Source organism: uncultured Cytophaga sp., from assembly GCF_937863595.1.
Classification (GTDB): Bacteria; Bacteroidota; Bacteroidia; order Cytophagales; family Cytophagaceae; genus Cytophaga.
In genome coordinates this window covers 1-26343 of the sequence record NZ_CALMGQ010000028.1, presented here as the reverse complement: position 1 = coordinate 26343, position 26343 = coordinate 1, and the positions used below count along the sequence as shown (strand labels likewise).

Annotated in this window: 22 protein-coding genes; 8 read left to right on the top strand and 14 right to left on the bottom strand. The window is 35.5% G+C overall.

All coding sequences use genetic code 11. The annotated features are described in order from the left end of the window. Nucleotides 1-114: 114 nt before the first annotated feature. On the bottom strand, nucleotides 115-357 hold the full coding sequence (gene atpC / locus Q0543_RS02395; RefSeq protein WP_299248597.1) for an ATP synthase F1 subunit epsilon: 243 nt from the start codon (nucleotides 355-357) through the stop codon (nucleotides 115-117). A gap of 70 nt (nucleotides 358-427) precedes the next feature. Further along, the gene (gene atpD / locus Q0543_RS02390; RefSeq protein WP_299248595.1) at nucleotides 428-1933 is read right to left on the bottom strand and encodes a F0F1 ATP synthase subunit beta; all 1506 of its coding nucleotides are present in this window, start codon (nucleotides 1931-1933) and stop codon (nucleotides 428-430) included. Between the two features lie 344 nt (nucleotides 1934-2277). Between atpD and Q0543_RS02385 the strand changes: the two genes are divergently transcribed. Continuing rightward, nucleotides 2278-3945: a hypothetical protein gene (locus Q0543_RS02385; RefSeq protein ID WP_299248593.1), complete on the top strand. Its 1668-nt coding sequence runs from the start codon at nucleotides 2278-2280 to the stop codon at nucleotides 3943-3945. Nucleotides 3946-4193: 248 nt separating this feature from the next. Here the strand turns inward: Q0543_RS02385 and Q0543_RS02380 are convergent, their stop codons facing one another. Continuing rightward, complete coding sequence (locus tag Q0543_RS02380; RefSeq protein ID WP_299248590.1) at nucleotides 4194-5375, bottom strand: ATP-binding protein; 1182 nt, start codon at nucleotides 5373-5375, stop codon at nucleotides 4194-4196. Nucleotides 5376-5492: 117 nt separating this feature from the next. On the opposite strand from Q0543_RS02380, the gene hemA reads away from it, so the two are divergent. Genes hemA through Q0543_RS02365 form a run of 3 tightly spaced genes read left to right on the top strand, consistent with a single transcriptional unit; the run spans nucleotide 5493 to nucleotide 10283 of the window. Then, nucleotides 5493-6770 carry a glutamyl-tRNA reductase gene (hemA, locus tag Q0543_RS02375; protein ID WP_299248587.1) on the top strand — a complete coding sequence of 426 codons (1278 nt, stop codon included), beginning with the start codon at nucleotides 5493-5495 and terminating at the stop codon, nucleotides 6768-6770. Beyond that, nucleotides 6763-8280 carry a WG repeat-containing protein gene (locus Q0543_RS02370; protein WP_299248584.1) on the top strand — a complete coding sequence of 506 codons (1518 nt, stop codon included), beginning with the start codon at nucleotides 6763-6765 and terminating at the stop codon, nucleotides 8278-8280. Before hemA ends, Q0543_RS02370 begins: the two co-directional genes overlap by 8 nt. Next, entirely contained in the window at nucleotides 8280-10283 is a 2004-nt protein-coding gene (locus tag Q0543_RS02365; protein ID WP_299248581.1) for a WG repeat-containing protein, read from the top strand. Before Q0543_RS02370 ends, Q0543_RS02365 begins: the two co-directional genes overlap by 1 nt. A 30-nt stretch (nucleotides 10284-10313) precedes the next feature. Here Q0543_RS02365 and Q0543_RS02360 read toward each other — a convergent pair whose 3' ends face one another. The 9 genes from Q0543_RS02360 to Q0543_RS02320 form a co-directional block, all read right to left on the bottom strand. Beyond that, nucleotides 10314-10775, bottom strand: coding sequence for an ankyrin repeat domain-containing protein (locus Q0543_RS02360; protein WP_299248579.1), 462 nt, complete (start codon nucleotides 10773-10775; stop codon nucleotides 10314-10316). A 264-nt stretch (nucleotides 10776-11039) separates the two neighbouring features. Next, nucleotides 11040-11315 carry a hypothetical protein gene (locus Q0543_RS02355; protein ID WP_299248576.1) on the bottom strand — a complete coding sequence of 92 codons (276 nt, stop codon included), beginning with the start codon at nucleotides 11313-11315 and terminating at the stop codon, nucleotides 11040-11042. Between the two features lie 238 nt (nucleotides 11316-11553). Beyond that, nucleotides 11554-12294, bottom strand: a complete 741-nt coding sequence (locus tag Q0543_RS02350) for an SDR family oxidoreductase (protein WP_299248573.1) — start codon at nucleotides 12292-12294, stop codon at nucleotides 11554-11556. A 2-nt stretch (nucleotides 12295-12296) separates the two neighbouring features. Further along, nucleotides 12297-13202, bottom strand: coding sequence for a 1,4-dihydroxy-2-naphthoate polyprenyltransferase (locus Q0543_RS02345; protein WP_299248570.1), 906 nt, complete (start codon nucleotides 13200-13202; stop codon nucleotides 12297-12299). A gap of 6 nt (nucleotides 13203-13208) precedes the next feature. Further along, nucleotides 13209-14423 (bottom strand): MFS transporter, encoded by a 1215-nt coding sequence (locus tag Q0543_RS02340; RefSeq protein WP_299248567.1) that lies wholly within the window; start codon nucleotides 14421-14423, stop codon nucleotides 13209-13211. A 5-nt stretch (nucleotides 14424-14428) separates the two neighbouring features. Beyond that, a complete protein-coding gene (locus Q0543_RS02335; RefSeq protein ID WP_299248564.1) occupies nucleotides 14429-15064 on the bottom strand; it encodes a molecular chaperone DnaJ in 636 nt (211 codons plus the stop codon). An 87-nt stretch (nucleotides 15065-15151) separates the two neighbouring features. Beyond that, nucleotides 15152-16054 (bottom strand): histone deacetylase, encoded by a 903-nt coding sequence (locus Q0543_RS02330; protein WP_299248561.1) that lies wholly within the window; start codon nucleotides 16052-16054, stop codon nucleotides 15152-15154. A 284-nt stretch (nucleotides 16055-16338) separates the two neighbouring features. Beyond that, nucleotides 16339-17430: an endolytic transglycosylase MltG gene (mltG, locus tag Q0543_RS02325; protein WP_299248558.1), complete on the bottom strand. Its 1092-nt coding sequence runs from the start codon at nucleotides 17428-17430 to the stop codon at nucleotides 16339-16341. Nucleotides 17431-17656: 226 nt separating this feature from the next. Next, the gene (locus Q0543_RS02320) at nucleotides 17657-18739 is read right to left on the bottom strand and encodes an Ldh family oxidoreductase (RefSeq protein ID WP_299248555.1); all 1083 of its coding nucleotides are present in this window, start codon (nucleotides 18737-18739) and stop codon (nucleotides 17657-17659) included. Between the two features lie 381 nt (nucleotides 18740-19120). Between Q0543_RS02320 and Q0543_RS02315 the strand changes: the two genes are divergently transcribed. Beyond that, complete coding sequence (locus Q0543_RS02315; protein WP_299248553.1) at nucleotides 19121-20755, top strand: DUF4139 domain-containing protein; 1635 nt, start codon at nucleotides 19121-19123, stop codon at nucleotides 20753-20755. A gap of 90 nt (nucleotides 20756-20845) precedes the next feature. On the opposite strand, the gene Q0543_RS02310 is transcribed toward Q0543_RS02315, so the two are convergent. Both Q0543_RS02310 and Q0543_RS02305 read right to left on the bottom strand, forming a co-directional pair. Further along, on the bottom strand, nucleotides 20846-21430 hold the full coding sequence (locus Q0543_RS02310) for a YbhB/YbcL family Raf kinase inhibitor-like protein (protein ID WP_299248550.1): 585 nt from the start codon (nucleotides 21428-21430) through the stop codon (nucleotides 20846-20848). Nucleotides 21431-21533: 103 nt separating this feature from the next. Then, on the bottom strand, nucleotides 21534-22478 hold the full coding sequence (locus tag Q0543_RS02305) for an exopolyphosphatase (protein ID WP_299248547.1): 945 nt from the start codon (nucleotides 22476-22478) through the stop codon (nucleotides 21534-21536). Nucleotides 22479-22717: 239 nt separating this feature from the next. Here Q0543_RS02305 and Q0543_RS02300 point away from each other — a divergent pair, with 239 nt between their 5' ends. From Q0543_RS02300 to Q0543_RS02290, 3 genes are all read left to right on the top strand, one after another. After that, nucleotides 22718-23797 (top strand): M42 family metallopeptidase, encoded by a 1080-nt coding sequence (locus Q0543_RS02300; RefSeq protein ID WP_299248543.1) that lies wholly within the window; start codon nucleotides 22718-22720, stop codon nucleotides 23795-23797. Nucleotides 23798-23947: 150 nt separating this feature from the next. Then, nucleotides 23948-24487: a hypothetical protein gene (locus Q0543_RS02295; RefSeq protein ID WP_299248540.1), complete on the top strand. Its 540-nt coding sequence runs from the start codon at nucleotides 23948-23950 to the stop codon at nucleotides 24485-24487. Between the two features lie 27 nt (nucleotides 24488-24514). Beyond that, the gene (locus Q0543_RS02290) at nucleotides 24515-26287 is read left to right on the top strand and encodes an ABC transporter ATP-binding protein (RefSeq protein WP_299248537.1); all 1773 of its coding nucleotides are present in this window, start codon (nucleotides 24515-24517) and stop codon (nucleotides 26285-26287) included. Nucleotides 26288-26343 lie beyond the last annotated feature (56 nt).

Genomic DNA, 26343 nt, shown 5'->3' with positions numbered 1-26343 from the left:
ACCGCGATAAACGCAACGGCTAGCCGTTGCGTTTATTAATTGAATCTAAGAAATAAAAAATCCCGTTCTACTCAAATTAGTGGAACGGGATTTTTTTATTGGATTAAATTTCTTTTATAATATTGCTTCTGCAAGCACGATCACTTTATCGTGTAATACTTCCACAACTCCGCCATCAATAACAAAGATCTTTTCTTCTTTAGCTATACGGATCACAACGTCCCCTTTTTCAAGAGTAGATATGATAGGTGCGTGATTGATTAAAACTTCAAAACGACCAGCAGTTCCTGGAACTTGAACAGAAGTAATTTCTCCGCTAAATACAGTTTGATCGGGTGTTAGTATATCTAAATACATGTATCTAATTGGTTAAAATAGCTTGCTACATAATTGTAGCAAGCTGATTTTTTATGAGGGATACGTATTATTATTTTTTAGAATCAGCAACAAGTTTTTCGCCTTTAGCGATTACTTGTTCGATACCACCTACAAGGTTGAATGCTGCTTCTGGTAAGTGATCTAACGCACCATCCATAATCATATTGAACCCTTTAATCGTATCTTTAATATGTACTAATTCACCTTTAAGACCTGTAAATTGTTCTGCCACGTGGAATGGCTGAGACAAGAAACGTTGTACTCTACGTGCACGGTGAACAGCTTGCTTATCTTCTTCAGAAAGTTCATCCATACCAAGGATAGCGATGATATCTTGAAGTTCTTTATAGCGTTGTAAAATTTCTTTTACGCGTTGAGCACAATCGTAGTGTTCGTCACCTAAAATTTCTGGGCTAAGAATACGTGATGTAGAATCCAATGGATCTACAGCAGGATAAATACCTAATTCAGAAATTTTACGGTTCAATACCGTAGTTGCATCTAAGTGGGCAAATGTTGTTGCTGGTGCTGGATCTGTTAAATCATCTGCAGGAACATACACTGCTTGTACAGATGTAATAGAACCTCTTTTTGTTGAAGTAATACGCTCTTGCATTGCACCCATTTCAGTTGCCAATGTTGGTTGGTAACCTACTGCAGATGGCATACGACCTAATAAAGCAGATACTTCAGAACCTGCTTGTGTAAAGCGGAAAATATTATCAATAAAGAATAAAATATCGCGACCTTGTCCTTGGCCATCTCCATCACGGAAATATTCCGCAACTGTAAGACCAGCTAAGGCAACTCTTGCTCTTGCTCCTGGTGGTTCGTTCATTTGACCGAAAACCAACGTAGCTTGAGACTTCAATAATTCAGTAGAATCAACTTTAGTTAAATCCCACTCGCCATTTTCCATGGCATGCTTGAATTCATCACCGTAACGAATTACGTTTGATTCAATCATTTCACGAAGTAAATCGTTTCCTTCACGTGTACGCTCACCCACACCAGCAAATACAGAAAGACCTGCATATGCTTTTGCGATATTATTGATTAATTCCATAATCAATACGGTTTTACCTACACCTGCACCACCAAACAAACCAATTTTACCACCCTTTACATAAGGTTCTAATAAATCGATTACTTTGATCCCCGTAAATAACACTTCTGTACTTGTAGATAAATCTTCAAATTTAGGAGCTTGACGGTGAATAGACATACGTTTATCGGTAGTATTTGATGGGATACCATCAATTGCATCACCAACAACGTTATATAAACGACCACGAATGTCTTCACCAACAGGCATAGAAATTGGCAAACCGTAAGTTTTCACTTCCATGCCTCTCATCAGACCATCTGTTGAATCCATCGCGATTGTACGTACACGATCTTGTCCTAAATGCTGTTGACATTCTAGGATGATTTTTTGTCCATCTGGACGAGTTACTTCCAATGCATCTAAAATTTGTGGAAGAGAGCCCTCTCCTTCAAATCCAACGTCTACAACTGGACCAATAATCTGAGTGATTTTACCAATATTTGCCATGAATTGCGGTATTATAGAAACGATATTATCTCAAAATTTGCGACTGCAAAAATAGGCTATTATTCTTTCAAACCCAAGAAGCGTAAGATAATATTATGAAATGGTGAAAAACTTTATATCTTTTTACTAACAAATATCATTTTTTGAATTTTTCAAAGAATAAACAGAATTGAAACAATATTTATTAGTAGCCCGTTAAAACAGGTTAAAAAAAAGATGAAAATACGTAAAACGGTAAAATATTTGGCATAATAACTACTTTTACATTATTTTTAACTTTTTGGAGTATGAATATGTGTTCACTCCAATAAAAAACAATATCACTTTAACAATATTTTAGAATTATGAAAAAACAATTAATTTATTTAGTTATCTGTTTATTTGCTTTAGGCAATATGCAGGTAAATGCGCAACAGCTAGCCGCAGAAAAAACGGTTGACATTTCAGGGAAAGCCAATCGAGGTTATATAGGAAATGTAGAACGCGATGATGCAAAAAAAGAAATTGTTGTGACTTATGTTACAAAATCTACCAATGCAAAAGTAAAATTTGAAATATATACGTTTGATTACGATTTGAATTTAAAATCGGACGTTGTGGACGAAATTGAATTATCTAGAGCTCGTGCTAAGTATACTTGGTTCAGCTTCAAAGGTGATTCATATGTTGTTGAAGGTGTTACCGCTGCACCTAACTTAACTGGCACGTTCGTAATTAAGAAAAAACAGATTACCTACACATGGAATTGGTTTTTATTGAAATATGTAAAATTTACTAAAACACTAGACAAATTAAAATTTGAAGGTGAAAATGGTAAAAACATGTTCTACATCAGCCACTATGAAAATGATGAAACAGGTGAAATCATAGCATTGGCTGGCGAAAAAGGTACTTCAAAAGCTCCTTATCAACAATATCAAAAATATCATATTTTCCGCGTAAACTACGGATTGGAAATACTTTCAGATATTACTGTAGATTTAGTAAATCCGCATAAATTATTATTCTCTGCACCTGTAGCAGATTCAAAAAATCCAAATGCAGAAAGTCAAGATTGGGTTGTTGTTCTAGCTCCAATGGGTGGCCAAGGAATGGGGAAATATGAAGCTGCAGACCCTACACTTTATACTGTATTACGCATTTCTCCAGATGGTAAATTAGTAAGCAATATGAAATTCAATTCAAAAGCACATACGTGGACCGTTCGTGGGGCTTTGATTGATGGAGAGAATATATATCTGTATGGACCGGGTTATGCTAAAGATATGGAGAAAAAATTCTATGGATTGGCGGATGTGCCGAACGAACAAGCTAAATTTAGTGACTTCCAATTGGTGAAAGTAAATTCTAAAGGAACTGGTTTTGTTGGTGTTACTTCATTAACTGAATTCGAAACAAAAACGCGCAAACCAGATGATCAAAAGAAACCATCTGTTTACAATGGCAAAAGAGTAGAAATTCGAAACCTAACCGTCGGTTCTGAAGGACAGATATACATTATAGCGCAAGATTATAAAGTAGACAACCAAGGTGACGTTACAGGTACTATTTATACCGATTTGTATTTGTTCCAATTTGACCAAAAAGGTCAATTGCAAAATGCGTATGGAATTGACGACGATTCTCGTAAAGGAGCAATTTTAGGTGGTGGTGTTGCAGATGCTCGTTTCTATCCATCAAACTCTTGGTTGTATGAAGGCAAAGACCCAAATCATTTATATTGGATGCAGTTTATCCCTCATAGAACAAAATGTGAAACCGAAACTTCTTATGGCTTTTCTTCAACAACAAAGAAAACAGAATGTAGACCACTTAGATACCCACGTGTAATTAAGTTAGATGTTACAAAAGGAACTTTTGAAAAAATTGTACAGTATGGTAATGGAGAATATTACTTAAACGAAGATTTTCCAATGTTGTATATTGAAAACGATTCGAAAATTATTTTCATTGGGGAAACAAAAAGTGAAAAAGGATTGTGGGTTGGTAAGTTTGATCCAAATTCGTTGTAATAAAAAGTACTTAGTATTGAGTACTTAGTACTAAGTATTAAAAAATAATGGCTTCGAACTATTCGAAGCCATTATTTTTTTAATACTTTTTTATAGAAATTAACATACTTTTAAAACAGCAATGCTTTCTTACTTAGTGCTATAGTAGTCTAAATTAAAATACTACGTTCATAAGGTACAATTATGAATAAAAAAGGCTTCGAATATTCGAAGCCATTTTCTATACAGTATACTCTGTACTTAATACTTTATACTTCCTTAAGAAATGCCTCTTTCAATTCAATCCGAAACGTCGTTCCCTTATCCGCTCCACTATTCAATACAAATACCTTACCTCCATGATATTCTTCTACGATACGTTTAACAAGGGTTAAACCAAGTCCCCAGCCGCGTTTTTTGGTTGTAAACCCAGGTTTAAAAATTGACGTAAATTTATTTTTGGGAATCCCTTTACCTGTATCTTTAATATCGATACAAATCACTTTTTTTATGGATGAGATATTTATTTCAATGGCACCTCTGCCATCCATCGCATCAATCGCATTTTTGCAAATGTTTTCTATCACCCAACCCATAAGCGATATATTCATTTTTGCCTCTGCTCCATTTGTATGGTCTATCATGGAGTAGGTTATATAACTTGAGGTGCGTGATTTTAAATAATCAATATTCTCTTCCACTACATTGGAAACGATTTCATTATTCAACTTCCCTTCCAAACCAATTTGAGAAAAACGAGCCGTAATCACATTTAATCGATCCACATCTTTTGCCAACTCCTCGGTCATAGGATCGTCTTTAAAGGGCTCTATTTCTTTAAAATAATCCCGAATTGCAAATAACGACGATAACGGTGTACCCAATTGATGCGCCGTCTCTTTCGCTAGGCCCACCCAAACTTTACTTTGTTCTGCTTTCTTACTATAATTAAATGCCACATACCCCGCCAAGCTTAAAAATAAAATGGCAGATAATTGAATGTATGGGTAATACCGCAGCATGATTAAAATCTGCGAATCTTTATAATAAATAATATTCTTCATTCCATAAAATTCTATAACAATCGGCTCGTATTGGCCTTTCATGATTGCTATTTCTTTCTTCAAAAATACATTCGTTTCATTTTCAGAAAGCCCAGATGGTATATCTACATTTTTTGAGCTTAATGGTTCACCTTGCCCATCTGCTAATACTACAGGTACAGAAGTATTCGCATTAATAATGGTTTCTGTAAGGAATGCCATATTCGCATTTGTTTCTTGCGTCGCAACTGTCTCTAAGGCTTTGGCATACAAATCAATAAGTTTTTTTTCACGTTCAACCAAGCGTTTAGCCAAATAATCCGTGTAAAACAAAGACCCGACGATAACAATTAAGCCCAATAAAACAATGACGAATTTAATCCGAACGTTTAATTTATATATGTCCATAAGAACGAAAATTGTATTTTATTTGTAACGATTATAAATTAGCTATTTTATTACAAGAAAACTCGAAGAATTGAGGTTTAGGCGTAAATTTATAGTCCTTTGAGGAAGCAGATAGATATGATTTCGAATTTCAAATCCATTAGTTTAACATATAGAAAAGCACCGCTTGAGATTCGTGAGCGCGTTGCTCTAAAAGAAACTGAGTGTAAAAGCCTTTTGCAAAAGATTCGGGATTTCACTGAGATTTCAGAATTGTTAATACTTTCTACCTGCAACCGTACCGAAATATACTATACTTCTAACGAAGATTTAAGTTCGGTTCTTATAAAATTGCTGGGTATAGAAAAAAACATACCTGCATTAATTGATCAAATAGATTATTTTGAAATATATAACCAGCAATCAGATGCAGTACTTCATTTATTTGAGGTAGGTATTGGTTTAGATTCGCAAGTGGTGGGTGACATGCAAATTGTCAATCAAGTAAAATATGCATATCAATGGAGTGCTGACCTAAATCTATCTGGTCCATTTTTACACCGTTTAATGCATACCATTTTCTTTACTAATAAACGTGTTGTACAAGAGACTGCTTTCAGAGATGGCGCAGCGTCTGTTTCGTATGCAACGGTTGAATTGGCCGAAGAGTTACTAAGCATACAACCCAATGCAAACATATTACTTGTTGGCTTAGGAGAAATTGGTGCAGACGTTTGTAGAAACTTCAAATCAAATACGGCGTTCAAAAACATTACGCTTATAAATCGCAGTATTGAAAAATCAGAAGCTTTAGCCTTAGAATGTAATATAGAATACGTCCCTTTTGAAACACTATGGGATGCTGTAAGCAATGCAGATTTGGTTATCAGTTCTGTTGCTATGGACCAACCTTTGTTTTCTAAAGAAGAAATACAAAAATTATCTATTCTATCGCATAAATACTTCATCGATTTATCTGTCCCTAGAAGTGTAGACCCGAAAGCAGAAGAATTACCCGGTATTATTGTATATGATATTGACCATATTCAAAATCGCTCAAATGAAGCGCTGGCAAATAGATTAAATGCAATACCCCACGTTCGAAAAATTATTCTAGATTCTATTGTTGAATTTAATGAATGGTCTAAAGAAATGGAAGTTTCACCAACTATCAACAAGCTTAAAAATGCATTGGAACAAATCCGCAAGGAAGAGTTGTCGCGTTTTGTAAAACAGCTGAACGATGAAGAAACGAAAAAAATTGATGAAATAACCAAAAGCATCATGCAAAAAATTATCAAGTTGCCCGTTTTGCAATTAAAGGCGGCTTGCAAACGTGGAGAAGCAGACACATTAATTGATGTGTTAAATGATATGTTTAATTTGGACAAGCAACCTGAACACCTGCGTGATTAAGAGCAAGAAACTCATATTCACCTTATTTTTTTGCATTGCCACTTTACTTGTAACATCTGCCCAAGACACCTCAACAACAGTAAGCGCAACTAAGAATCCGATTGCAGCAAACACTTCTCCAACTGTTTCATATCTTCATTTCAATTCTGATTCTGTTTTTAATCGTGTTTTACAAAATAAGCTGTTTACACGTACGTATTCGGTTGTATCTATCTTAGATACCTTAGCAGGAGTACCTAGAAAAAGAACAGGACTTGTACAAGCAAATAAACTCATACTCCCTTTCGAATCCGATTCCATACAACATACCTTTAAAGATGAATTTATTTGTCGCACATCCTTTTTTGCGCGCAAAAAATACACCGTACTTTATTCCATCTATCAATCGACCTCTGCCTATCGAACGCAATTTAAAGCGAACCATATAGACTATCTAGAAAATAATTTATACATCGTTCAGTCAGCAACCTCTAAGTATATATATAACAGTTCCACGAAACAAAGTTCTCCCACTTTTGACCACATACAAAAGATAGATACGTTATTTTATCAATTAACAACAGCAGACGAATCTATTCTACTAGACCGAGCTGCTAAACCTTTTATATCTTCTCCATATAAAGAACTTTTCCATTCCAACGATTCGGTTTATAATGCAGTCTTATTTAACGAATGGGATATTTATAAAAATACCGGAGAAAAAATTCTCTCAAACCTACGCTGTGATTCAATTAAACCCTCTAAACGATTTAGTCGCTGGAATCTGTTTCGGAATGGCAACAGCTATTATCGATGGGATTTAACAATTGAAGATACAACGCAAAAAATACACAGCGCCACAAAAAACTTCAGTACCCAATTTAATATTTCGAAATTCTCATACGACACAATAAAATTGACACTGAAATTTGATAGTGCATATTATCAAAGCGACAATTGGTTGATGTATAAAAAAGCTGGAGCTTACGGCTACTGCGATACGATTGGGAATGTTAAAATTTCACATCAATACGATACAATCACTGCATGGCATAACAATATGGCAGCTATCCGCTTTAAAAATAAATGGGGCTATATTAATAAGCGTGAAGAAATGACCGTACAGCCTTACTATAAAATAGCACTTCCGTTTTACAATGGAGCTGCGGCTGTATTTGATGGTAAAAGATGGATGTTTATTTCTAAAGATGGTAAAAATATAAACTCCATTACCTTTGATAGCATACAACAAACAAGCAGCGGAAGATGGTATATATTTAACAAAGGCTTATACGGACTTTGCGAAACCAATGGCAGAGAGCTTATACCACCTATTTATGAATATTTATTGGATGGCAATTCAGATCTGTTTGTTTTTAGAAAAGATTCTTTATATGGTCTTATCGAAAAAGACAGAACCATACGTTGCAAACCAACATACGATCAATTTATTTATGATACAGCAAACGCGTGTTATCTATTAAAACACATTTCACAATCCAGTTTGCTCTTTATTCTTCCTACTAGATAATGATGTTTCGTTTTATTTTATCCGCACTTTTATTTTCGTTCGTTATTACTTCTCAAGCACAGACTGTTCAGTACTTTGAGGGACTCACAACGTATAGCGAAACAAAAAATGGCAAAATCCAATACGGCTTCAAGGATAAATCTGGAAAAGTTGTTATACCTGCACGTTTTGATGGCGTAGCAAATCCGTTTAACGGCGGACAAGCAATCATTATCATCAATAATTTATACGGCACCATTGACAATAAAGGCAAAGTGCGTATCTCTGCCATTTATAAAAAAATATTGGAGTCGTCGTTTGGATTACTACCTGTACAAAATACAGCAGGCTTATGGGGTTTCTATACTAGTGATTTAAAATTGCCAATCCCGTGCTTATACAATAATTTTAAATTTACGAATAAAGGTAAGAACATCTTTGTACAAAAAAACGGTAAGTGGGGTATGATCAACCATAGTAATATAAGCTTGGTTGCATTTGAGTTCAAACACATTGAGTCGGCAAGTCCAAAACAAATTAAAGGCACACGTTATAATAACTGGTCTTTACACACTAGTGCTGGCACAAAGAGGTATCAATATGCATACGACTCTGTACAATTTACCATGTCCGACTCTCTTTTAAGTTTTCGATTGAATGGTTGGGAAGGCTTGCTTACCAAAACTGGAACAATACTTCTGTCAAGTATCTACGAAGACATACAAGATATTTATGCGCATACCTTGGCGATAAAAAAGGATGGTAAATGGGGGGTTAAGAAAATTGAAGATCCTGCTTGGCTAATTGAACCTGCGTATGATATGATAGAAATAGATTCTGTATGCATACATGCAGGATTAAAAATTGGAACGGGCAAATCCATGCACTGGAAGTTATATAACCACAGTGGCACCCTCCTCTACCCAAGTGTATTTATTGATTATCATCCTCTCTTAAATGGCTTAATAGCTGTACAAGCGACATCAAACTTATGGGGCTTTATAAATGAAAAAGGAATGCTCATTATTCCTTTTGAATACTCCAAAGTTAACGATTTTGAAAATGGGTTGTGTGAAGTAGAAAAAAATGGAACACAACTTGTTATCAACAAATCAAACGAGGTTGTTTTCAATCAACAAGATGTGTATTTATACTCCATCGGCTTACTCAAATTGAATGCGCTTCAAAAGAAAACCTATACTTATAATATAGATTCGAACACAGAAATTATTCCCATCAATGCAGATTTTGTAAAAATAAAACGTGCAGGCAAATATGGATTGATCAATACCAAAGGCGAAACAATTTTACCGACTATATATTCGGAGATACAAGTAGGTTCAAGCTTAACAACATTCGTAACTACAAAAGATCGCATTACTAAAATCATTCAATTGAACAAAGGGACATATTCCATTGATCGAAAAATTAATTCTGTAGATGGTTTCTATAATGACTTTGCTGTAATGAAATATATAAACGGCAGATTTGGTTGCATTGACAATCTAGGTAAGATACGTATAGCTCCACAGTATGAAATAATTCGTCCCTTCGAAAATGAGGTGGCAGTAGTAAAGTTAAATGGCAAATGGGGTATCGTTGACAAAAACGAAAGTTTTGTAGCGCAACCCTATTACGATTCTATTGGTGTATTCAGAAATAAGGTTTGTATTGTAAGTGAAAAAGGAACGCATTATTTAATGGATGTCTCGGGTAAAATATTAACCCCCGATGGTTATGCATCTATAAAATTAACGAAGGGTGGAAATTATTTATTATCAAAAAATACATTTAAAGGAATCGCTGATGCTTGGGGTAAAGAAATCATTTCACCGCGTTATCAGAAAATAATTGAGTTGTCGCCTTCCTTGTTTCATGTTACTGAAAATGATTTGCACGGTGTGATTGATGCAAATCGCAACATTGTATTGCATATTAAATATCATGAGATATTTTATAATAAAAAGACAAAAGAATTTTTAACCGCTGAAAATGGCGAGGTAGATTTTGTGACGGTAAAATAGCGTAATTGAAATTTCCTCTTCAAACCTGCATCACTGCCCTGCTGCTTTTAACTTCGCTTCCACTAAAGCAATCAGTTCTGCATTTTCACTTTCTTTAGCTGAAGACAAAACACTGGTTCCTTTGCCATCGTTATCGTTTGCTTTAGCACCTGCATCAAATAATACCTTGGCGATATCCAATTCCCCACTTGATGCCGCATACATGATGGCTGTTGTATAAAACCCATCCCGATAGTTCACATCGGCTTTGTTGGCTAACAGTAATTTCACGATTTCTAAATTGCTATTATCAACCGCAGCAATCAACATACTTACACGTAGCCAAGGAGAGAGTTCCTTTACATAATTTGCATTTGCACCTGCAGCCAATTGCTTCTCTACCGTTGCCTTATCATTTTTGATAATTGCATTGTATAATACATCATTTTTATCCTGTGCCGAAACCAGAAATATACTATTCAACAAAAGGAATAAAATGCAAATTTTCTTCATTGGAAATATATGTTAGTAGCAATCCTGATGTTGTACGTAATTTGTGTTGCTTTGTTAAGCAAGATACGGTTTAGGACTCAGATTTTGATAATGCAGCTTTGAATATTATCAGAACAAGAATTCTTTCACAATAAGATGTAACATACTCATTTAAAAATACTTAATCCCTACCCGACCAATCGGCCTAAAGCGCAAGCCGCTCCACACATCCGAAATAGAAATTGTAGCTACTGTGGTGGTTCTGTATTTTGCTCCAAATTCACTCTAAATATCTTGGTGTATGTCTGTCTTAATTCCTGATGTTCCTTTAGTGTAAGCAAACCAAAGAACAGCATCGTATTCTATTTCATTCAAATGCATTTTCAAAAAATGAATAAACATCTTTTTGTCTTGAACAAACACAAGAGCATTTGCACTTTTATTTTTTAAATCTATACGAGTTAAAAATCCCAAATCAAGACAGTCCTTAGTAAATTCAGAAGTCGCATTCAAAACAATTGAATCTGTTTTAAATTTAAATTTATGAAGAATGTTTTTCATACTATTACACTTAGATATATTATTTGGTCGTAGATACGTAAAGTTGCAATATGTTTACTTGGATAGATAAAAAGTATATGCGTATTGTTTAATCATACAAACCTCGAACGTATCGAAAAAAGTGTCTGACGATTTCGTATATAGCAAAGAAATCTGTTAAATTAAGTGGGGGAAATTTCGGATAGAAAATAAATGCTGTTCACACCCACGTATAGCAACTAGTACCTAGCACTTAGAACTAAATCCTCACGCCACCATCTATCACCAACTCTGTACCTGTGATGTACGATGCTTCGTCGGTTACTAAAAATGAATAGGCATTTACAATATCGATTGCTTGCGCAAAACGGCGGACTGGAATTTTCAATCTGAATTGTGTAAGTTCTGCTGAATCTGCTAAAGGTAAATTATCTTCTTCTATATAACCAGGTATGATTGTATTGACATTGATACCACTTTGACCCAGCTCTCTAGCCCACAGTTGCGTAATACCTTTAACACCTTCGCGTATGCCGTCATAGTGCCTATCTGTTAAACTATCGTGAATTCGCAAAGGCAAACAACAATTAATGATGCTGCCCATTTTTTGTTGCTGCATAAAAGGCGCAACAACACTTATGGAATGCAAGAAGACAGAAAGATTGGCATCAATGGTTTCGTGCCATGCTTCGGTCGATAAATTAGGGACCTTGGAAACAGGTGAAAGTTTTGGATTGTTCACCAATATGTCAATTCTACCAAATTTTTTAATTACTTGTACGGCTGCTTTTTCGAAATTTTGTGCTTGACTAAAATCAAAGCTGTCTATTTCGCAAGATCCTTTACGCAACTTACACGATTCTAATATTGTAGGATCAATAATAGTAGAACTATCTTCCCATAATACCACACGAAAACCTTGGTTGCAAAATTTTTCTGCAGCGGCTTTCGCAATGGAATGTGTAGTGCGAACTAGTACAACAACTTTTGATTCTATCATAATTAAAAATAGACAATTCCTATCCCGTAAGTTAAAACAAAAACCAATGTACTCAAAGCCAATTGTTTTAAAAATGGATCCAACAACCGAGGTTCTTTGGTTTTAAATACCATGTATATATGACGTATAAATAAAGGAAGCAAACACAAATACAGCAAATTGAATGGGGATGTATAATGTACATACACGTATATTGTAGCACAAACCCATGCGCTAGCAATTAGGATCACATGATAATAGCGGCCCCAAATAGGCCCAATACGAACGGGAATGGATTTTTTCCCAGCCAATGCATCGGCATCAATATCGCGTAGGTTGTTTACATTAAGTACTGCTGTAGATAACAATCCGCAACTGAATGCGGGCAAAAGCACATCGCTAGTAAGGATGCCTACTTGAAGAAAATAGGTTCCGCCGACTGCTACAAAGCCAAAGAAAAGAAATACAGATATATCTCCCAAACCTGCATATCCGTAGGGTTTTTTACCAGCTGTATACGTTAATGCAGCGACGATTGCTAAGATGCCAACAGACAAGAAACCTACCAATACGTGCCAACTCAACAAACTGCGTACTTGATACAATAAATATATACCAGCAATGAAACTCAGTAATGAAAAAAGAGCAATTGCTATACGCATTTCTGAAATACGGATCACTCCGCTTTGTACTGCACGTTGGGGACCAACACGATGTTCGCCATCCGCACCGTTCATAAAATCACCGTAGTCGTTCGCTAGATTGGATAATATTTGAAGAAATAAGGTTGTAACAATACACGTCACAAATACATATCCATTGTACGCTTGGTGCTGGTATGCGAGAAAGCCAGCCATACAGATACTTGATAAGGCTAAAGGCAAGGTGCGCAATCGAAATGCGCTGATCCAATGAGAAAGTGCTGCCATGAATGCTTACGAAATTTCTTTAATCCGTAACGAAACAAAAATACAAATTGCAGTTGCCACACAAGCAACAACACCTACCCAACCGAAGTGATGTAATTTCTTTGTCGCATCATTTGTAATAATAAACGAAGCAATTGTAATCGCAACGCCTGAACCTAAAGATTGTATAGCAGAGCTTATACTAAGGAAATTACCCCTGCGCTGAGGCTGCACACAAGATGTCATTAAGGTCATAGCAGGTACAAAACGGGCTCCGAACGAGATAAAGAAAGCCATATTAAACAACAACACATATCCTAATGGCATTGGTGGCAAAATCGTAACTACAAATATAGGTATCATAGAAATAGTTGCAGCTACAATAAATGTTTTTACTTTACCGTATTTGTCCGACAACTTACCAACTAAAATACTACTCGCAATCGTAGCGCCGCCGCCTACTAAATACACATACTTCAATTCGTTTGTGTTTAGACCAACGTTGTACACCAGATAATCGCTTATGAACGGCACCACTGTGAAACCGCCAACCATTAATAAGAAAATAAAAATCAAGGCACGAATGATGTTCTTATTTTTTAAGAATTCTTTAACAATTTCTAGTGGCTTGGTTTTAACTCCAGTATATTCTAAATGCGTTTTTATAGAAGGGAAAAACACAAACAATACAATACCCACAATTAAGCTTAAAATAGAAAGCAACCAAAAGGGTGCATGATAATCAAACCGCTCTGCAAGAATTAATCCGCAAGGAATACCAATTATAGAAGCTCCTGAAAAAGCAGACATTACTAAGCCAGTAGCTTTACCTCTTCGTTCAAGCGGCACTGCATCACCGACTACAGTCATAATAAGCACATTCAATACACCTCCAAATAAGCCTGCAACCAAGCGTGCTAGCATAAAAAATTTATACTGGGGTGCCATTGCACACAATACATTTGCAATAATAAAACCACTATATAAAAATAATAAAGCCGTACGCCTATCGTAATTATCAATGTTAAAGAACGCAAAAATTGCTCCGGCGGCGGCTGCAAATGTGTAGACTGAAACTAAGGAGCCAAATTGTTCGGTTGAAATAGATAAGGATTCTTTTAAAAATGGACTAAGGGGAGCCATGATTACAAAATCCATTATGTGTGTGAAATTTACGGCTACCAACATGGCGATTAGTAAGCCTTCACTAATATTATGATTCTTTTTAGAAATAACCTGCATATATTTTATTTACAATCTTTACGCTTTATTACATACCCCTTACCATTGCATTGCGGACAATCACCATCCTGAAACGTTGTGCCATGACATACACTACAAAGGGTAATGCCTGTACCCTCGCATTTATAACACTTCTGATAACTATCGCCAAAATTATTTCTAGAAATAATAACACCAGATCCCGAACACAAAGAACAATACTCTTTACCGACACCTTTGCATTTCAAACACTTAATTTTAGAATGGCTTGTACCGTGACAGAGATTACATTCTTCTTTTTCTTCTACATAGCCTTTTTCAAAACACTGGGCACGTGCAATGTAATAGATAGAACTATCAAACAATGTTCCTTTATCTCCAAGTAATCGAACATACTTTTCAAAGCCTTGTTGAGCTTGTTTGTACTTGGTTCTGTAAAATTGATTTAAACCATAATAATATGCAGCATCATCGGGAATGGTACTTTTCAGTTTAAACAGATTTTTAAAATCTGCATGCGCTGAATCATATTTTTTAGCTTCCATATTTTTTTTTGCAGATGCAAAATAGACATTAACCAAAGAGTCGTATTCTATGTGTGCATTGCTTGCAAAAGCAACAGAAGAAATAGCAAGTAAAATTATTAAAATGAGTTGCTTCATGAGTATATGTACAATCAAGTAAATATAAGAAGTTCTTAGTAAAAGGTAACGTAGCAATGGCCTACAACTAGCTTAAAGACTGAAAAATTAATAATAAAGTTCCTGCGCCAAACGAAATGTATTGCAATGTGCCTCCACAATATCTATGATGTTTTCAGAATAACCACCACCCAGTGAGATTGTTACAGGTATTTTATTCAATTTACAGGCTTGCAATACAATAGAATCCCGTTCTTTACATCCATTTCGAGTAAGAGACAATTTACCCAGTTTGTCAGTTGCCAACACATCTACACCAGATTGAAAAAACAGATGGTCGGGTTGTACTTCATCTATTAATTTAGGAAGTATTTCTGAAAGAGCCTTCAAATATGCTTCATCTCTTGTGTTATCGAGCAATGCAATATCTAAATTAGATTGTTCTTTACGTGCAGGATAATTGTTAGCTCCATGCATACTAAAAGTAAAAATAGCATCATTACCCTGAGCCATTTTTGCAGTACCATTTCCTTGATGTACATCTAAATCTACAACCAGAATTTTCTGAGCTAAGGTATTCGCCAATAAATAATCGGCAGCCAATATAATATCGTTATACAAACAAAAACCTTCTCCGTGTTCTTTATAAGCATGGTGCGTACCACCAGCGATATTCATTCCAATACCAAAAGCAGCTGCATGTATAGCTGCATCTATGGTGCCTTGCATGATTATTTCTTCTCGCATCACCAGCTCATGCGTTAACGCAAATCCTGTCTTGCGAATATCTGAAGGAGACAAACTCAGTGTATCTAAGGCCTGCACATAATTTGAATCATGTGAACGTAGTAAATCTGATTTTAAAATTCGCTCAGGAGAAAATAATTGACTTTCCGCAATCGTGCCTTCATACACCAACTGCTCTGCTATTAAATCATACTTCAACATCGGAAAACGATGCCCTTCAGGAACAGGATGGTTGTAGGCTGGATGGAAAGCAATTTTTAACATTTAAAAGAGATGTATTTTGGATTGATATATGTTCGTTTTGTGAATAGAGGATTAACAAGCGTGTGTAAAGTAGAAAGTGTAAGCTTGGGCGTTATAAGGAGTTCGGAATACAATTCGGTTTTCGATAAAGTTACAGGACCGCTCATTTAATGAGCGTACTCTACACTTTTCACTTTACACTCTACACTTTTTTTACACTCTACACGTTTCTATCAAAGCGCAAACGCTTCTAAATACTATCATATACCTTATTAGCACCTGCACCAACTACTGACCACTATCTTTCACTTATATATTTTCTTCTTATTCAAACCTTCTCTGTACTTTTTAGCATTTGTGATGTGATCATCATAGGTACAAGAGAAATTATGGCAGCCAGAATTATCTCCTTTCGCGCAAAAATAGTAATAGGCATGTTCGTCGTATTTCAAAACTTCATCGATTACAAAAGTAGGTACAATGCAAATTGGCCCAGGTGGTAAGCCCTTTTTAACATAGGTGTTATAATCTGAATCAATTTTTAATTGCTTGTTTGAAACTCTTCTGGAATTCATACTTGTATGTGCAAACAATACGGTAGGGTCGGATTGTAATTTCATATTATTCCGAAGTCTATTAATATAAACGCCAGCAATTGTAGCCATTTCGCTGCGTTGTTTGGTTTCAGAAAACACGATGGATGATAAGATCACAACTTCATCTTCACTCAGATCTAATTTCTTGCATGCAGCTCTACGTTCGTCGTTCCACAATTGAACGTAGTTGCAGGCCAAATACTCTAACACTTCTTTTGGATTGGTATTTTTATAAATTCGATATCTGCCAGGTCTAAAAATACAATAGACAGATTCAATTGTAAATCCACCCAAATCATCCATTTCATCGGAATCTGCTAAAAGTGCTAAAAATTCTTTTTCATCAATATTGCTTAGTTGACACAGTTGATGTATCGTGCGCTTTCGTGAACGGTAGGTTCCTAAATCAATCAATTGTGACATGCGGATTTCTGCATCGTCTAAAAATGAAACCATCCTATAATTTCCCCAACTCTTTTCAATTCGATACATCCCTGGTCGTAATGTTTCAACATTCAAAAGAGATGCCATCCATTTAAATGTGAAGGCAGATTTAATAACACGTTTTTTTGATAATGTATCTGCTAATTCATCTATGTCTGTACCTCTGCTAACATATACATAATAAGCCGAAGAACGAAAAGACGTATTGGAAGAAAACGACACAAACCACAATGTAACAATTACAAAGCCGCCAAAGATGTATGCCCAACTTTTCCCTGAAATCGCAAACGAACTGCTTCTTTTGGAAGATGCGCGCTTTGCAACTTTAGGTTTCGGTATGATTCTTTTTTTGGCCATTTTTTTAAGGCTTAAAGCGGAAGGCTTATGGCCTAATGCTTTTTAGCGCATGAACATACTTTGTTTATAAATATATACGAACGTAAAAAGAAAAGGTATATACTTCATTTCATTCAACCCATTTAAATATGCTTTGTATACTTATTTTAAAATAATAAGCATTCAAATTATTAAATTTAAACGAATGTAGCTTTGGGCTTTAAGCCTTTAGCATTCGGCTTTAGCTTTACGCTTTAAGCTCTTCAATAAATGCAACCCCCAACTTATCTGCAACATCTTTTAAATCTTTAATCACAGGCCCTAACAATGGAACACCTACACTTAAACGAGATGCTTGAATTTCTCTTTCAGGATCACCAGGGATTAATACGCTCTTTCCTTCTACCGCTGGAGCATTTCGGAAAGTTGTAATCCAATTATCCATATGTGATTTAAAATCGTCTGCAGGTCTGAATGCATCAACACGCATTGCACCAAAAAAGTGCCCTATCCCTTCTCCTACTGGATCAGAAGGCATCGGCAAGAAACTTACAAATGGCGGCACCCACGGACCATAATTAGCGCCCGATAATACTGCAGAGAATATATCTACAATAGAACCCAAGCAATATCCTTTATGGCTACCATGTTCCAAATCACCGCCCAAAGGGAGTAGCGCCCCCCCCTCTTTTAATTCATGTGCATTGGGAGTTGTTACGCCATTTTTATCTTGAATCCAACCAAGGGGAGCTTCTAAATTTTTACGTTGCAATATTTCTAATTTTCCATTTGCTGCTGTAGTGGTTGCAAAATCAGCAACCATCGGTGGTTGATCTTTCGCAGGAATAGCTACTGCAATTGGATTGGTGCCCAATAAACGTTTTAAAGAATGCGTAGGTGCAACAAGCGGACTCGCATTTGTCATTGATATACCAATCATATCATGCTCTAAAGCCATCATAGCATGATAACCAGCGATGCCATAATGATTGGAATTCTTTACACTTACCCAGCCTGTACCTACCAACGTTGCTTTATCAATTGCAATTTGCATGGCTTTTGGCGCCACAACCAAACCCAAACCACCGTCACCATCTACAGTAGCGGTACTTGGTGTTTCATGCACAATACGCACATTGGGTGTTGCATTAATGCGACCGGCTTCCCATAAACGTACATATCCCGTTAAGCGAGCAACGCCGTGAGAATCTACACCACGTAGATCCGCAGACAATAATACGGTTGTTGCTAATTGCGCATCAGCCTCCGGACAGCCCATTGCTAAAAATACATTTTTGGTAAAAGCGAATAAGTCTTTATATGAATACATAGAATTTCAATTTAATATGTAAAAATATAGGTTTCTGTTGGGAAAGCCTAAAAGCTGACGGTTGAATTGCTTGTTGCCTAAAGCGGAAGGCCTAAGGCGGAAAGCTGAAGGCTTGAGTACCTAAGCTTTAAGCTTCTGATCGTTACATTTACAGATGTTAAAATATTTTAACTAATAGATAACCAATAGATTAAAACAATAATTATAATTATTAGCATCATAAACAAAACAAACTTAAATAATGTGCTACGGGCCATAAGCTTTAGGCATAATGCCTTGTACTTTTAGCTTTATTACCGTCCAGCCTTCATTCAATAAAAATTGAGTACATTCGTTATACGCTTAAACAATAGCCACGCCCATTCCTTAACATCTTATTCTATGAAGAAGTCTTTATTCATTTCTTTAATCGTCATACTGGCAAACAGCTTTAATATACATGCGCAAGAAAATATAATAACGGCGAACCCTACGATTAAGCAGGTTACTGTATTTTTAAACCGTGCACAGGTTGAAACACAGACTCCTATCACAATAGAAAATGGCAAAACAGTTATTCGTTTGCAAAATCAAACTACTTTCCTAGATCCTGAAAGCATACAAGTAAGCGGCAAAGGAGACTTCACCATACTTTCGGTTGAGCACGAAATGGATTATTTAAAAAAGGAAACAAAGCCTGTAAAAATCCAAATGTTAGAAGACTCTATCGCACATTATAGCATGTTGGTTGACTTCAACACGCAGATAAATGATGTGTTGAATAAAGAAGAACAATTGATTTTATCCAATCAAAATATCAAAGGACAAAACACCAATCTAACAGCAAAAGAATTGTCGGATATGGCACATTTTTTCAGAGAACATTTAGAAGAAATTAGAGAAGAAGTGATTGATAATAAAATGCTAATTAAAAAATATCAATCTAGTTTAACGCGCTTTAACAATCAATTAGCCGAATACAATCAAATTGCAAATCAACCAAGTAGTACCATTATAGTTACCGTGTCTGCTAAAACTGGATTAACGGGATCTTTAACAACTAGCTATATTACAAGCAATGCAGGGTGGTATCCACTGTACGACATTCGTGCAAAAGATGCAAAATCACCGGTACAATTAGCGTACAAAGCACAGGTATTTCAAAAAACAGGGTACGATTGGAAAAATGTTAAGATAGTTCTTTCTACGAGCAACCCATCAGTTGGTGGCAATAAGCCAGAATTGACAAATTGGTTTGTTGATATTTACGATCCAACAATTGTGCGCTACAAAAAACAATACAAAGCTATTCAGCCTGCAATGGAGATGGAAAGCTACAGTGCCGATGATAAAGATTATGCGAAAACTTCTGCATCTGGAAGTGCACGTGCATCTTCTGTTGCCGATTATATTTCAGAAGTAGAAACGACCTTATCAATTGAGTTTGCTATTGGCCTGCCTTATTCCATACTGTCGGGTGGTAAAGGCCAGCAAGTAGATATTAAGAACATAGATTTGCCAGCAGACTATCAATATGCAGTGGTTCCAAAATTAGACTTGTCTGCATTTTTATTAGCGCGTATAACAAAATGGGATACGTATAATATCTTGTCTGGAAATGCAAACATTTATTTTGAAGGCACCTTTGTTGGCAAAACATATATTGATGCATCTAATACAACAGACACTTTAAATATTTCATTGGGACGTGATCCACGTATTGTTGTTGAGCGTAACATCATTACGGATTACACTTCTAAAAAAATGATTGGCACAAATCGCAAAGAAGAATATGCGTATGAAATCAGTATTCGCAATACAAAGAAAGAACCCATTGTAATTGTTGTAGAAGATCAATATCCGATTTCTAAAAACAGTTCATTGGAAGTTGAACTTCTAGAATCTTCTGGAGCTAGTATTGATGCAACAATAGGAAAAATTACGTGGAAGATTAATATGGCTACTGCAGAAACAAAAAAATTAATTTTAAAATATTCTGTGAAATATCCCAAAGATAAAAAAGTAAGTGGAATGTAATAATTGGATGGGGTTCTCAAAATTTCTATAGAGAATCCCATCCAGTTATTTGTATTTTTAAAATTATAAATTTTACGGACAAATACAAGTTCAATACACTCCTACCAATTCGCCATAAGCCAACACATAATTTTTCATGGCATCCATTACTTCTTGTTTAGTTGGATTAGTTAATTGTAAGTCGGGAACAGACAAAGCATAGACTCTGAAAAAATATCGATGTTTTCCAATAGGAGGCTTTGGTCCTATGTATGTATATGTTTCTTTAAAATTCTTTCCAGATAGTATACCCTCATTTTGCAATTGTACAACAGCTGTTCCTTTTGATAAAGAATGTTTCGTTGCTGGAATATTATATACTACCCAATGATCAATCGTTAATAAAGGCAACCATGGCGCTGGACCATCATAATCAGTACATAAAATTACAAATGATTTAGTTCCTTCTGGTATATTATCCCAATGCAATTCTGGAGATATTTCTTGTCCCTCTCCTGTATATTCAATAGGGATAGGCCCATTTAAAGGAAAGCTATTTGATGCTAGAAAAATTGACTTAACAAAATTTAAATGATATTCTACTTCGTTTCTTTGAACACTGATTGTGTAGATATAACGACTCAGCAGAACACTCGTAAGAAGTAGAATTGCATATAGAACTATTTTTTTTATCATATTAAATCGTATGTATGTATTCGTGGAGAAAGTATTAAATAGCGTTATTTAACAGGTAGCTGCTAGAAAAGACAGCCCAATGTAACTCTTTAAAGTTTCATAATTAAATACCTACTTTTTCTCCGTCCAACATGGTGTACAAAACTCCTTCTTTTAACGCATAGGTTGATACCATAATTGAATTTGCTTTTAAAAAAACGAGTACATGTTCAATCAAACACATTGCAACAACTACCATATCTACACGCAATTCAATCATACCCGCAAACTTCAATCTCTCTGCACGCGTACTATGTACCATCTGGTTGCGTATACGCTTAAAATCGTTTAATGACATTAAATAACATGTCTGCTTCTCTAATAGTATTTTTTCTCTATGATGTTGAATATTCATTTCTGCAAGTGTATCAAATGTACCCGAACAACCAATCAATTGAATGGGTTTGTATTTTTTAATAGCATCATCTAAGGATTTTAAAATTGAATCGAAATAATTATGCATTTCAAGACGGTCTTCTTCCCGAATTGGATCGTGCACATGAAACCGCTCAATCAATCGTTGTCCGCCTATTTCAAAGCTTTGCCTCCAAACTATTTTTTTACTGTCGCCAATTATAAACTCAACGCTTCCACCACCTATGTCCATAGCAAGATGTAGCTTATCCTCCATGGCTATGGCTTCTTGTACCGCTCTAAAAATTAATTCTGCTTCCCTCGGACCATCAATCACCTCAACATGAATATTGACTTCTGTTTTAACTTTATCTATTAAAACGTTTTTATTTTTAGCGGTGCGAACAGCACTAGTTCCAGTAGCAATAACATGACTTACTTTATGTGCATCTAAAATTATTCGAAATTCTTTCAAGGTTATTAAGGCACGTGCAATTGCATCATCGGTAATAATTCCTTGATTAATCCCGCCTTTACCTAAACCAACAGCTGATTTTTCATTTACCAATGTATGGGGCTTTCCATCTACTATTTCTGAAATAAGTAAATGAAACGTATTCGTCCCCATATCTATAATTCCCAAGCGTTGCGACATAATCTTCCTCCTTTAAAAATGTTTCCTTAACCCTATACGTTTTACGGATATTTTATCTGAACATATGTAAATGTGCTCATCTTTTTTATAAATAATACCACTTCAATATTTACCTGTTAACTATCAAGGTGTTGACGTCTTCACAAGCTCGCAAATAAGTAGTTTTTTTGAACTAAAATGGCATTTTTAACCCCAGTCTGCGTATATTCGTTGTAACATCTATTCTTAACATTTCAAGTATGAGTCTTATCAACGAATCCGGAGAACAATTTCTACATAAATATTTGAATAACGCAGCACCAACTGGTTTTGAGTCATCAGGCCAACAAATCTGGCTGGATTACCTACGTCCTTACATCGACACGTATTTTACAGATACGTATGGTACGACTGTAGGTGTTATCAATCCAGATGCTCCATTTAAAGTTGTCATTGAAGCGCATGCAGATGAAATATCTTGGTTTGTGAATTACATTACAAAAGAAGGCTATATCTATGTTCGTAGAAATGGTGGTTCGGATACAATGATTGCACCTTCAAAACGTGTTAACATTCATACAGATAAGGGAATCGTTAAAGGGGTATTTGGCTGGCCTGCTATTCATGTGCGCGATGAAGAAAATGATAAAGCACCAACGTTAAAAAATATTTTTATTGATTTGGGTTGCAGCAATAAAGAAGAGGTGGAAGCAAAAGGTGTACACGTTGGTTGTGTCATTACGTTTGAAGATGAATTTATGATTTTGAACGAACGCTATTATTGCGGACGTGCATTGGATAATCGCATCGGCGGATTTATGATTGCTGAAGTTGCACGCTTATTAAAAGAAAACAACAACACGCTTCCCTTCGGACTTTATATAGTTAATTCAGTACAAGAAGAAATTGGTTTGAGAGGTGCTGAAATGATTGCACATAGAATTAAACCAGATGTTGCGATCATAACAGATGTGTGTCACGATACGCAGTCCCCTATGTACAATAAAATCACAAGTGGTGACTTATCTTGTGGCAAAGGACCAGTATTAACTTATGGACCTGCTGTTCAAAATAATTTACTACGCATGATTATCGATACAGCAAATCGCAAAGAAATACCTTTTCAACGTGCTTCGGCAAGTCGTGCTACAGGTACAGATACGGATGCCTTTGCTTATTCAAACGCAGGTGTAGCGTCTGCATTGATTTCACTACCTTTAAAATACATGCATACTACTGTCGAAATTGTTAGCAAATCAGACGTGGAACAAGTGATTAAAATGATCTACGAATTCTTGGTTCAATTACCTGCAGACCATGACTTCAGATACATGAAGTAACAATTGCTAGCTACTAGTACCTTGTTTACCGTTACTAGATAAAATAATTTCCGTACTACTACTATTACAACATTTAAATAAAACACTTGTTATTCGTTTCAGGATTGTAATACAGTCTAGCACCTAGTAACTAGTACCTAGAAACTACTTATGCGTACATTCATTTTCATTGCATTATTGATACTTGCTCCTGTATTGGCCAGCTTTTATGGTTTTATACACGACCAAATGACGTTCAGTATTTCAGAAGAATTCTTTACTAAATTCCGTTTTAACAATTACGAATTTCCACACTCTTGGCATCCAAGAGTGCGTGCAGGAATGATTGGAATGTTGAATGCATGGCAAACGGGAATTCCCTTTGGTATCGTATTGACTGCTGTGGGCAGAATTCATCGCAATACACGCAAACTATTATTTTATACATTCTATACGTTTGTATTAACTTTCACCATGGCTTCTCTGTTTTCAATTATAGCAGCCTATATGCCTATTCCAACAGATATTGCAATAGCTAGACAAAGTATGCCTGAAGATATATTAGATCCCATCGCATTTCAACGTGTTGTTCAAATTAATAATTTTGGATATGTAGGTGGTATTATAGGTATGTTGTTAGGTATTGGGCTGCATGTATTGTTATACAGAAGAGATAAAAATAAAGCTATTGAAAAGTCAACCAATATATAATTCGTTTATCAAGGAAATTTAATAATTGTGCAAAAAGAAGTTAGTGCCGTCGTAAGCGGAAATCTGTTCGATTTAAAAATATTAGGTAGGCTATTCGAATTTGTAAAGCCTTATAAAAAAATATTCTATACCCAAGTCTCTTTAACTTTATTGGGGGCGGTATTGGCATCTATTAAACCATATTTAGTTAAAATTGCGATTGATGAAAAAATCGCTAATTATGACTTAATCGGATTATACCAAATCGTTGGTGTGATGGTATTTGTCTTGGTTGCTCAAGCATGCATGCAATACTTTGACACCTACCTTGCAGGTAAATTAGGTCAAACAATCATTCGTGATATCCGAATAAAATTATTCAATCATCTATTAAAATTTAAATTAAACTTTTTTGACAAAACACCTATTGGAAGACTGGTTACTAGAAACATCTCTGACATTGAAACCTTATCTAATTTCACTTCAGATGGCTTGGCAGGCATTCTAGGCGATTTCCTACAGTTGATTTTCATTTTTGGCTTTATGCTTTATATAGATTGGAGATTAACACTCATTTGTTTATGTCCCTTACCTATATTATTATTCAGCACATACGTTTTTAAAGAACGCATCAAGGATTCTTTCAACGAAGTTCGTATTGCGGTTTCAAACTTAAATACCTTTGTGCAAGAGCATATAACAGGCATGAGCATTGTTCAAATTTTCAACAGTGAAAAACGCGAGTATGATAAATTTAAACAGATTAATATTGACCACAGAGATTCAAACTTAAAATCTGTAAATGCATATTCTATTTATTTTCCTGTCGCTGAATTTATTGGTTCTTTAGGAATTGTATTACTTATATGGTTTGGATCAAAATTAGTGTTGGGAGAAACGAGTTCATTCGGAACATTGGTTTCGTTCATTATGTATATTTCAATGTTCTTTCGACCAATACGAATGATCGCAGATAGATTCAACACCTTACAATTATCGGTTGTTAGTTCTGATCGAATTCTAAAATTATTGGACGATCAAACACCCATTCAGACTTCGGGAACAAAAGCATTGCCAGAAATTAAAGGTGCCGTTTCTTTTGAACATGTTCATTTTAGCTATATAGAAAATCAACCTGTACTAAAAGACATTACCTTTGAAGTAAAACAAGGTCAAAGTATTGCGTTTGTAGGATCAACAGGTGCTGGTAAGTCTTCCATCATTAATTTAATAAATCGTTTTTACGATATTCAAGATGGTAGTATTAAAATTGACGGAACAGATATTCGAGATTACAATTTGAATGAATTGCGTTTACAAATAGGTTTGGTATTGCAAGACGTTTTTCTGTTTTCAGGAAGCATTCGAAATAACATCACGCTATACAACCCAGATATAACTGACGATAAAATTTGGGAAGCAATCCGCTTGGTAGGTGCTGAAAAATTTATCGAACGTTTACCTAATGGATTAAACTATGAAGTAATGGAACGTGGTAGTACATTATCAGCAGGCCAACGACAAATTATTTCATTCATTCGAGTGATGGTTTACAATCCTAAAATATTAATTCTAGATGAAGCAACATCTTCCATTGACTCTGAAACAGAAGAGTTAATACAACAAGCGACTGAAAAAATAATGAAAGGTAGAACTTCAATTATCATTGCACATCGCTTATCTACGATACAACATGCAGATGTTATTTTTGTATTAGAAAAAGGTGAAATAAAAGAATCTGGGTCCCACGAAGAACTTTTGACAAAAGAAGGATTGTATAGCAAGTTGAGTTCGTTGCAGTATGCAGCAGCGAAGGAATAGAAGAGTACAGAGTACAGAGTACAGAGTACAGAGTACAGAGTACAGAGTACAGAGTA

Bases quoted from the DNA above. Each gene is read 5' to 3' on its own strand.
- atpD (WP_299248595.1), bottom strand. From the start codon at position 1,933: ATGGCAAATATTGGTAAAATCACTCAGATTATTGGTCCAGTTGTAGAC.
- Q0543_RS02360 (WP_299248579.1), bottom strand. From the start codon at position 10,775: ATGAAGAAAATTTGCATTTTATTCCTTTTGTTGAATAGTATATTTCTG.
- Q0543_RS02380 (WP_299248590.1), bottom strand. From the start codon at position 5,375: ATGGACATATATAAATTAAACGTTCGGATTAAATTCGTCATTGTTTTA.
- Q0543_RS02385 (WP_299248593.1), top strand. From the start codon at position 2,278: ATGAAAAAACAATTAATTTATTTAGTTATCTGTTTATTTGCTTTAGGC.
- Q0543_RS02355 (WP_299248576.1), bottom strand. From the start codon at position 11,315: ATGAAAAACATTCTTCATAAATTTAAATTTAAAACAGATTCAATTGTT.
- Q0543_RS02300 (WP_299248543.1), top strand. From the start codon at position 22,718: ATGAGTCTTATCAACGAATCCGGAGAACAATTTCTACATAAATATTTG.
- Q0543_RS02315 (WP_299248553.1), top strand. From the start codon at position 19,121: ATGAAGAAGTCTTTATTCATTTCTTTAATCGTCATACTGGCAAACAGC.
- Q0543_RS02365 (WP_299248581.1), top strand. From the start codon at position 8,280: ATGATGTTTCGTTTTATTTTATCCGCACTTTTATTTTCGTTCGTTATT.
- Q0543_RS02330 (WP_299248561.1), bottom strand. From the start codon at position 16,054: ATGTTAAAAATTGCTTTCCATCCAGCCTACAACCATCCTGTTCCTGAA.
- Q0543_RS02295 (WP_299248540.1), top strand. From the start codon at position 23,948: ATGCGTACATTCATTTTCATTGCATTATTGATACTTGCTCCTGTATTG.
- Q0543_RS02335 (WP_299248564.1), bottom strand. From the start codon at position 15,064: ATGAAGCAACTCATTTTAATAATTTTACTTGCTATTTCTTCTGTTGCT.
- Q0543_RS02320 (WP_299248555.1), bottom strand. From the start codon at position 18,739: ATGTATTCATATAAAGACTTATTCGCTTTTACCAAAAATGTATTTTTA.
- Q0543_RS02345 (WP_299248570.1), bottom strand. From the start codon at position 13,202: ATGGCAGCACTTTCTCATTGGATCAGCGCATTTCGATTGCGCACCTTG.
- Q0543_RS02305 (WP_299248547.1), bottom strand. From the start codon at position 22,478: ATGTCGCAACGCTTGGGAATTATAGATATGGGGACGAATACGTTTCAT.
- mltG (WP_299248558.1), bottom strand. From the start codon at position 17,430: ATGGCCAAAAAAAGAATCATACCGAAACCTAAAGTTGCAAAGCGCGCA.
- Q0543_RS02340 (WP_299248567.1), bottom strand. From the start codon at position 14,423: ATGCAGGTTATTTCTAAAAAGAATCATAATATTAGTGAAGGCTTACTA.
- Q0543_RS02350 (WP_299248573.1), bottom strand. From the start codon at position 12,294: ATGATAGAATCAAAAGTTGTTGTACTAGTTCGCACTACACATTCCATT.
- atpC (WP_299248597.1), bottom strand. From the start codon at position 357: ATGTATTTAGATATACTAACACCCGATCAAACTGTATTTAGCGGAGAA.
- Q0543_RS02310 (WP_299248550.1), bottom strand. From the start codon at position 21,430: ATGATAAAAAAAATAGTTCTATATGCAATTCTACTTCTTACGAGTGTT.
- hemA (WP_299248587.1), top strand. From the start codon at position 5,493: ATGATTTCGAATTTCAAATCCATTAGTTTAACATATAGAAAAGCACCG.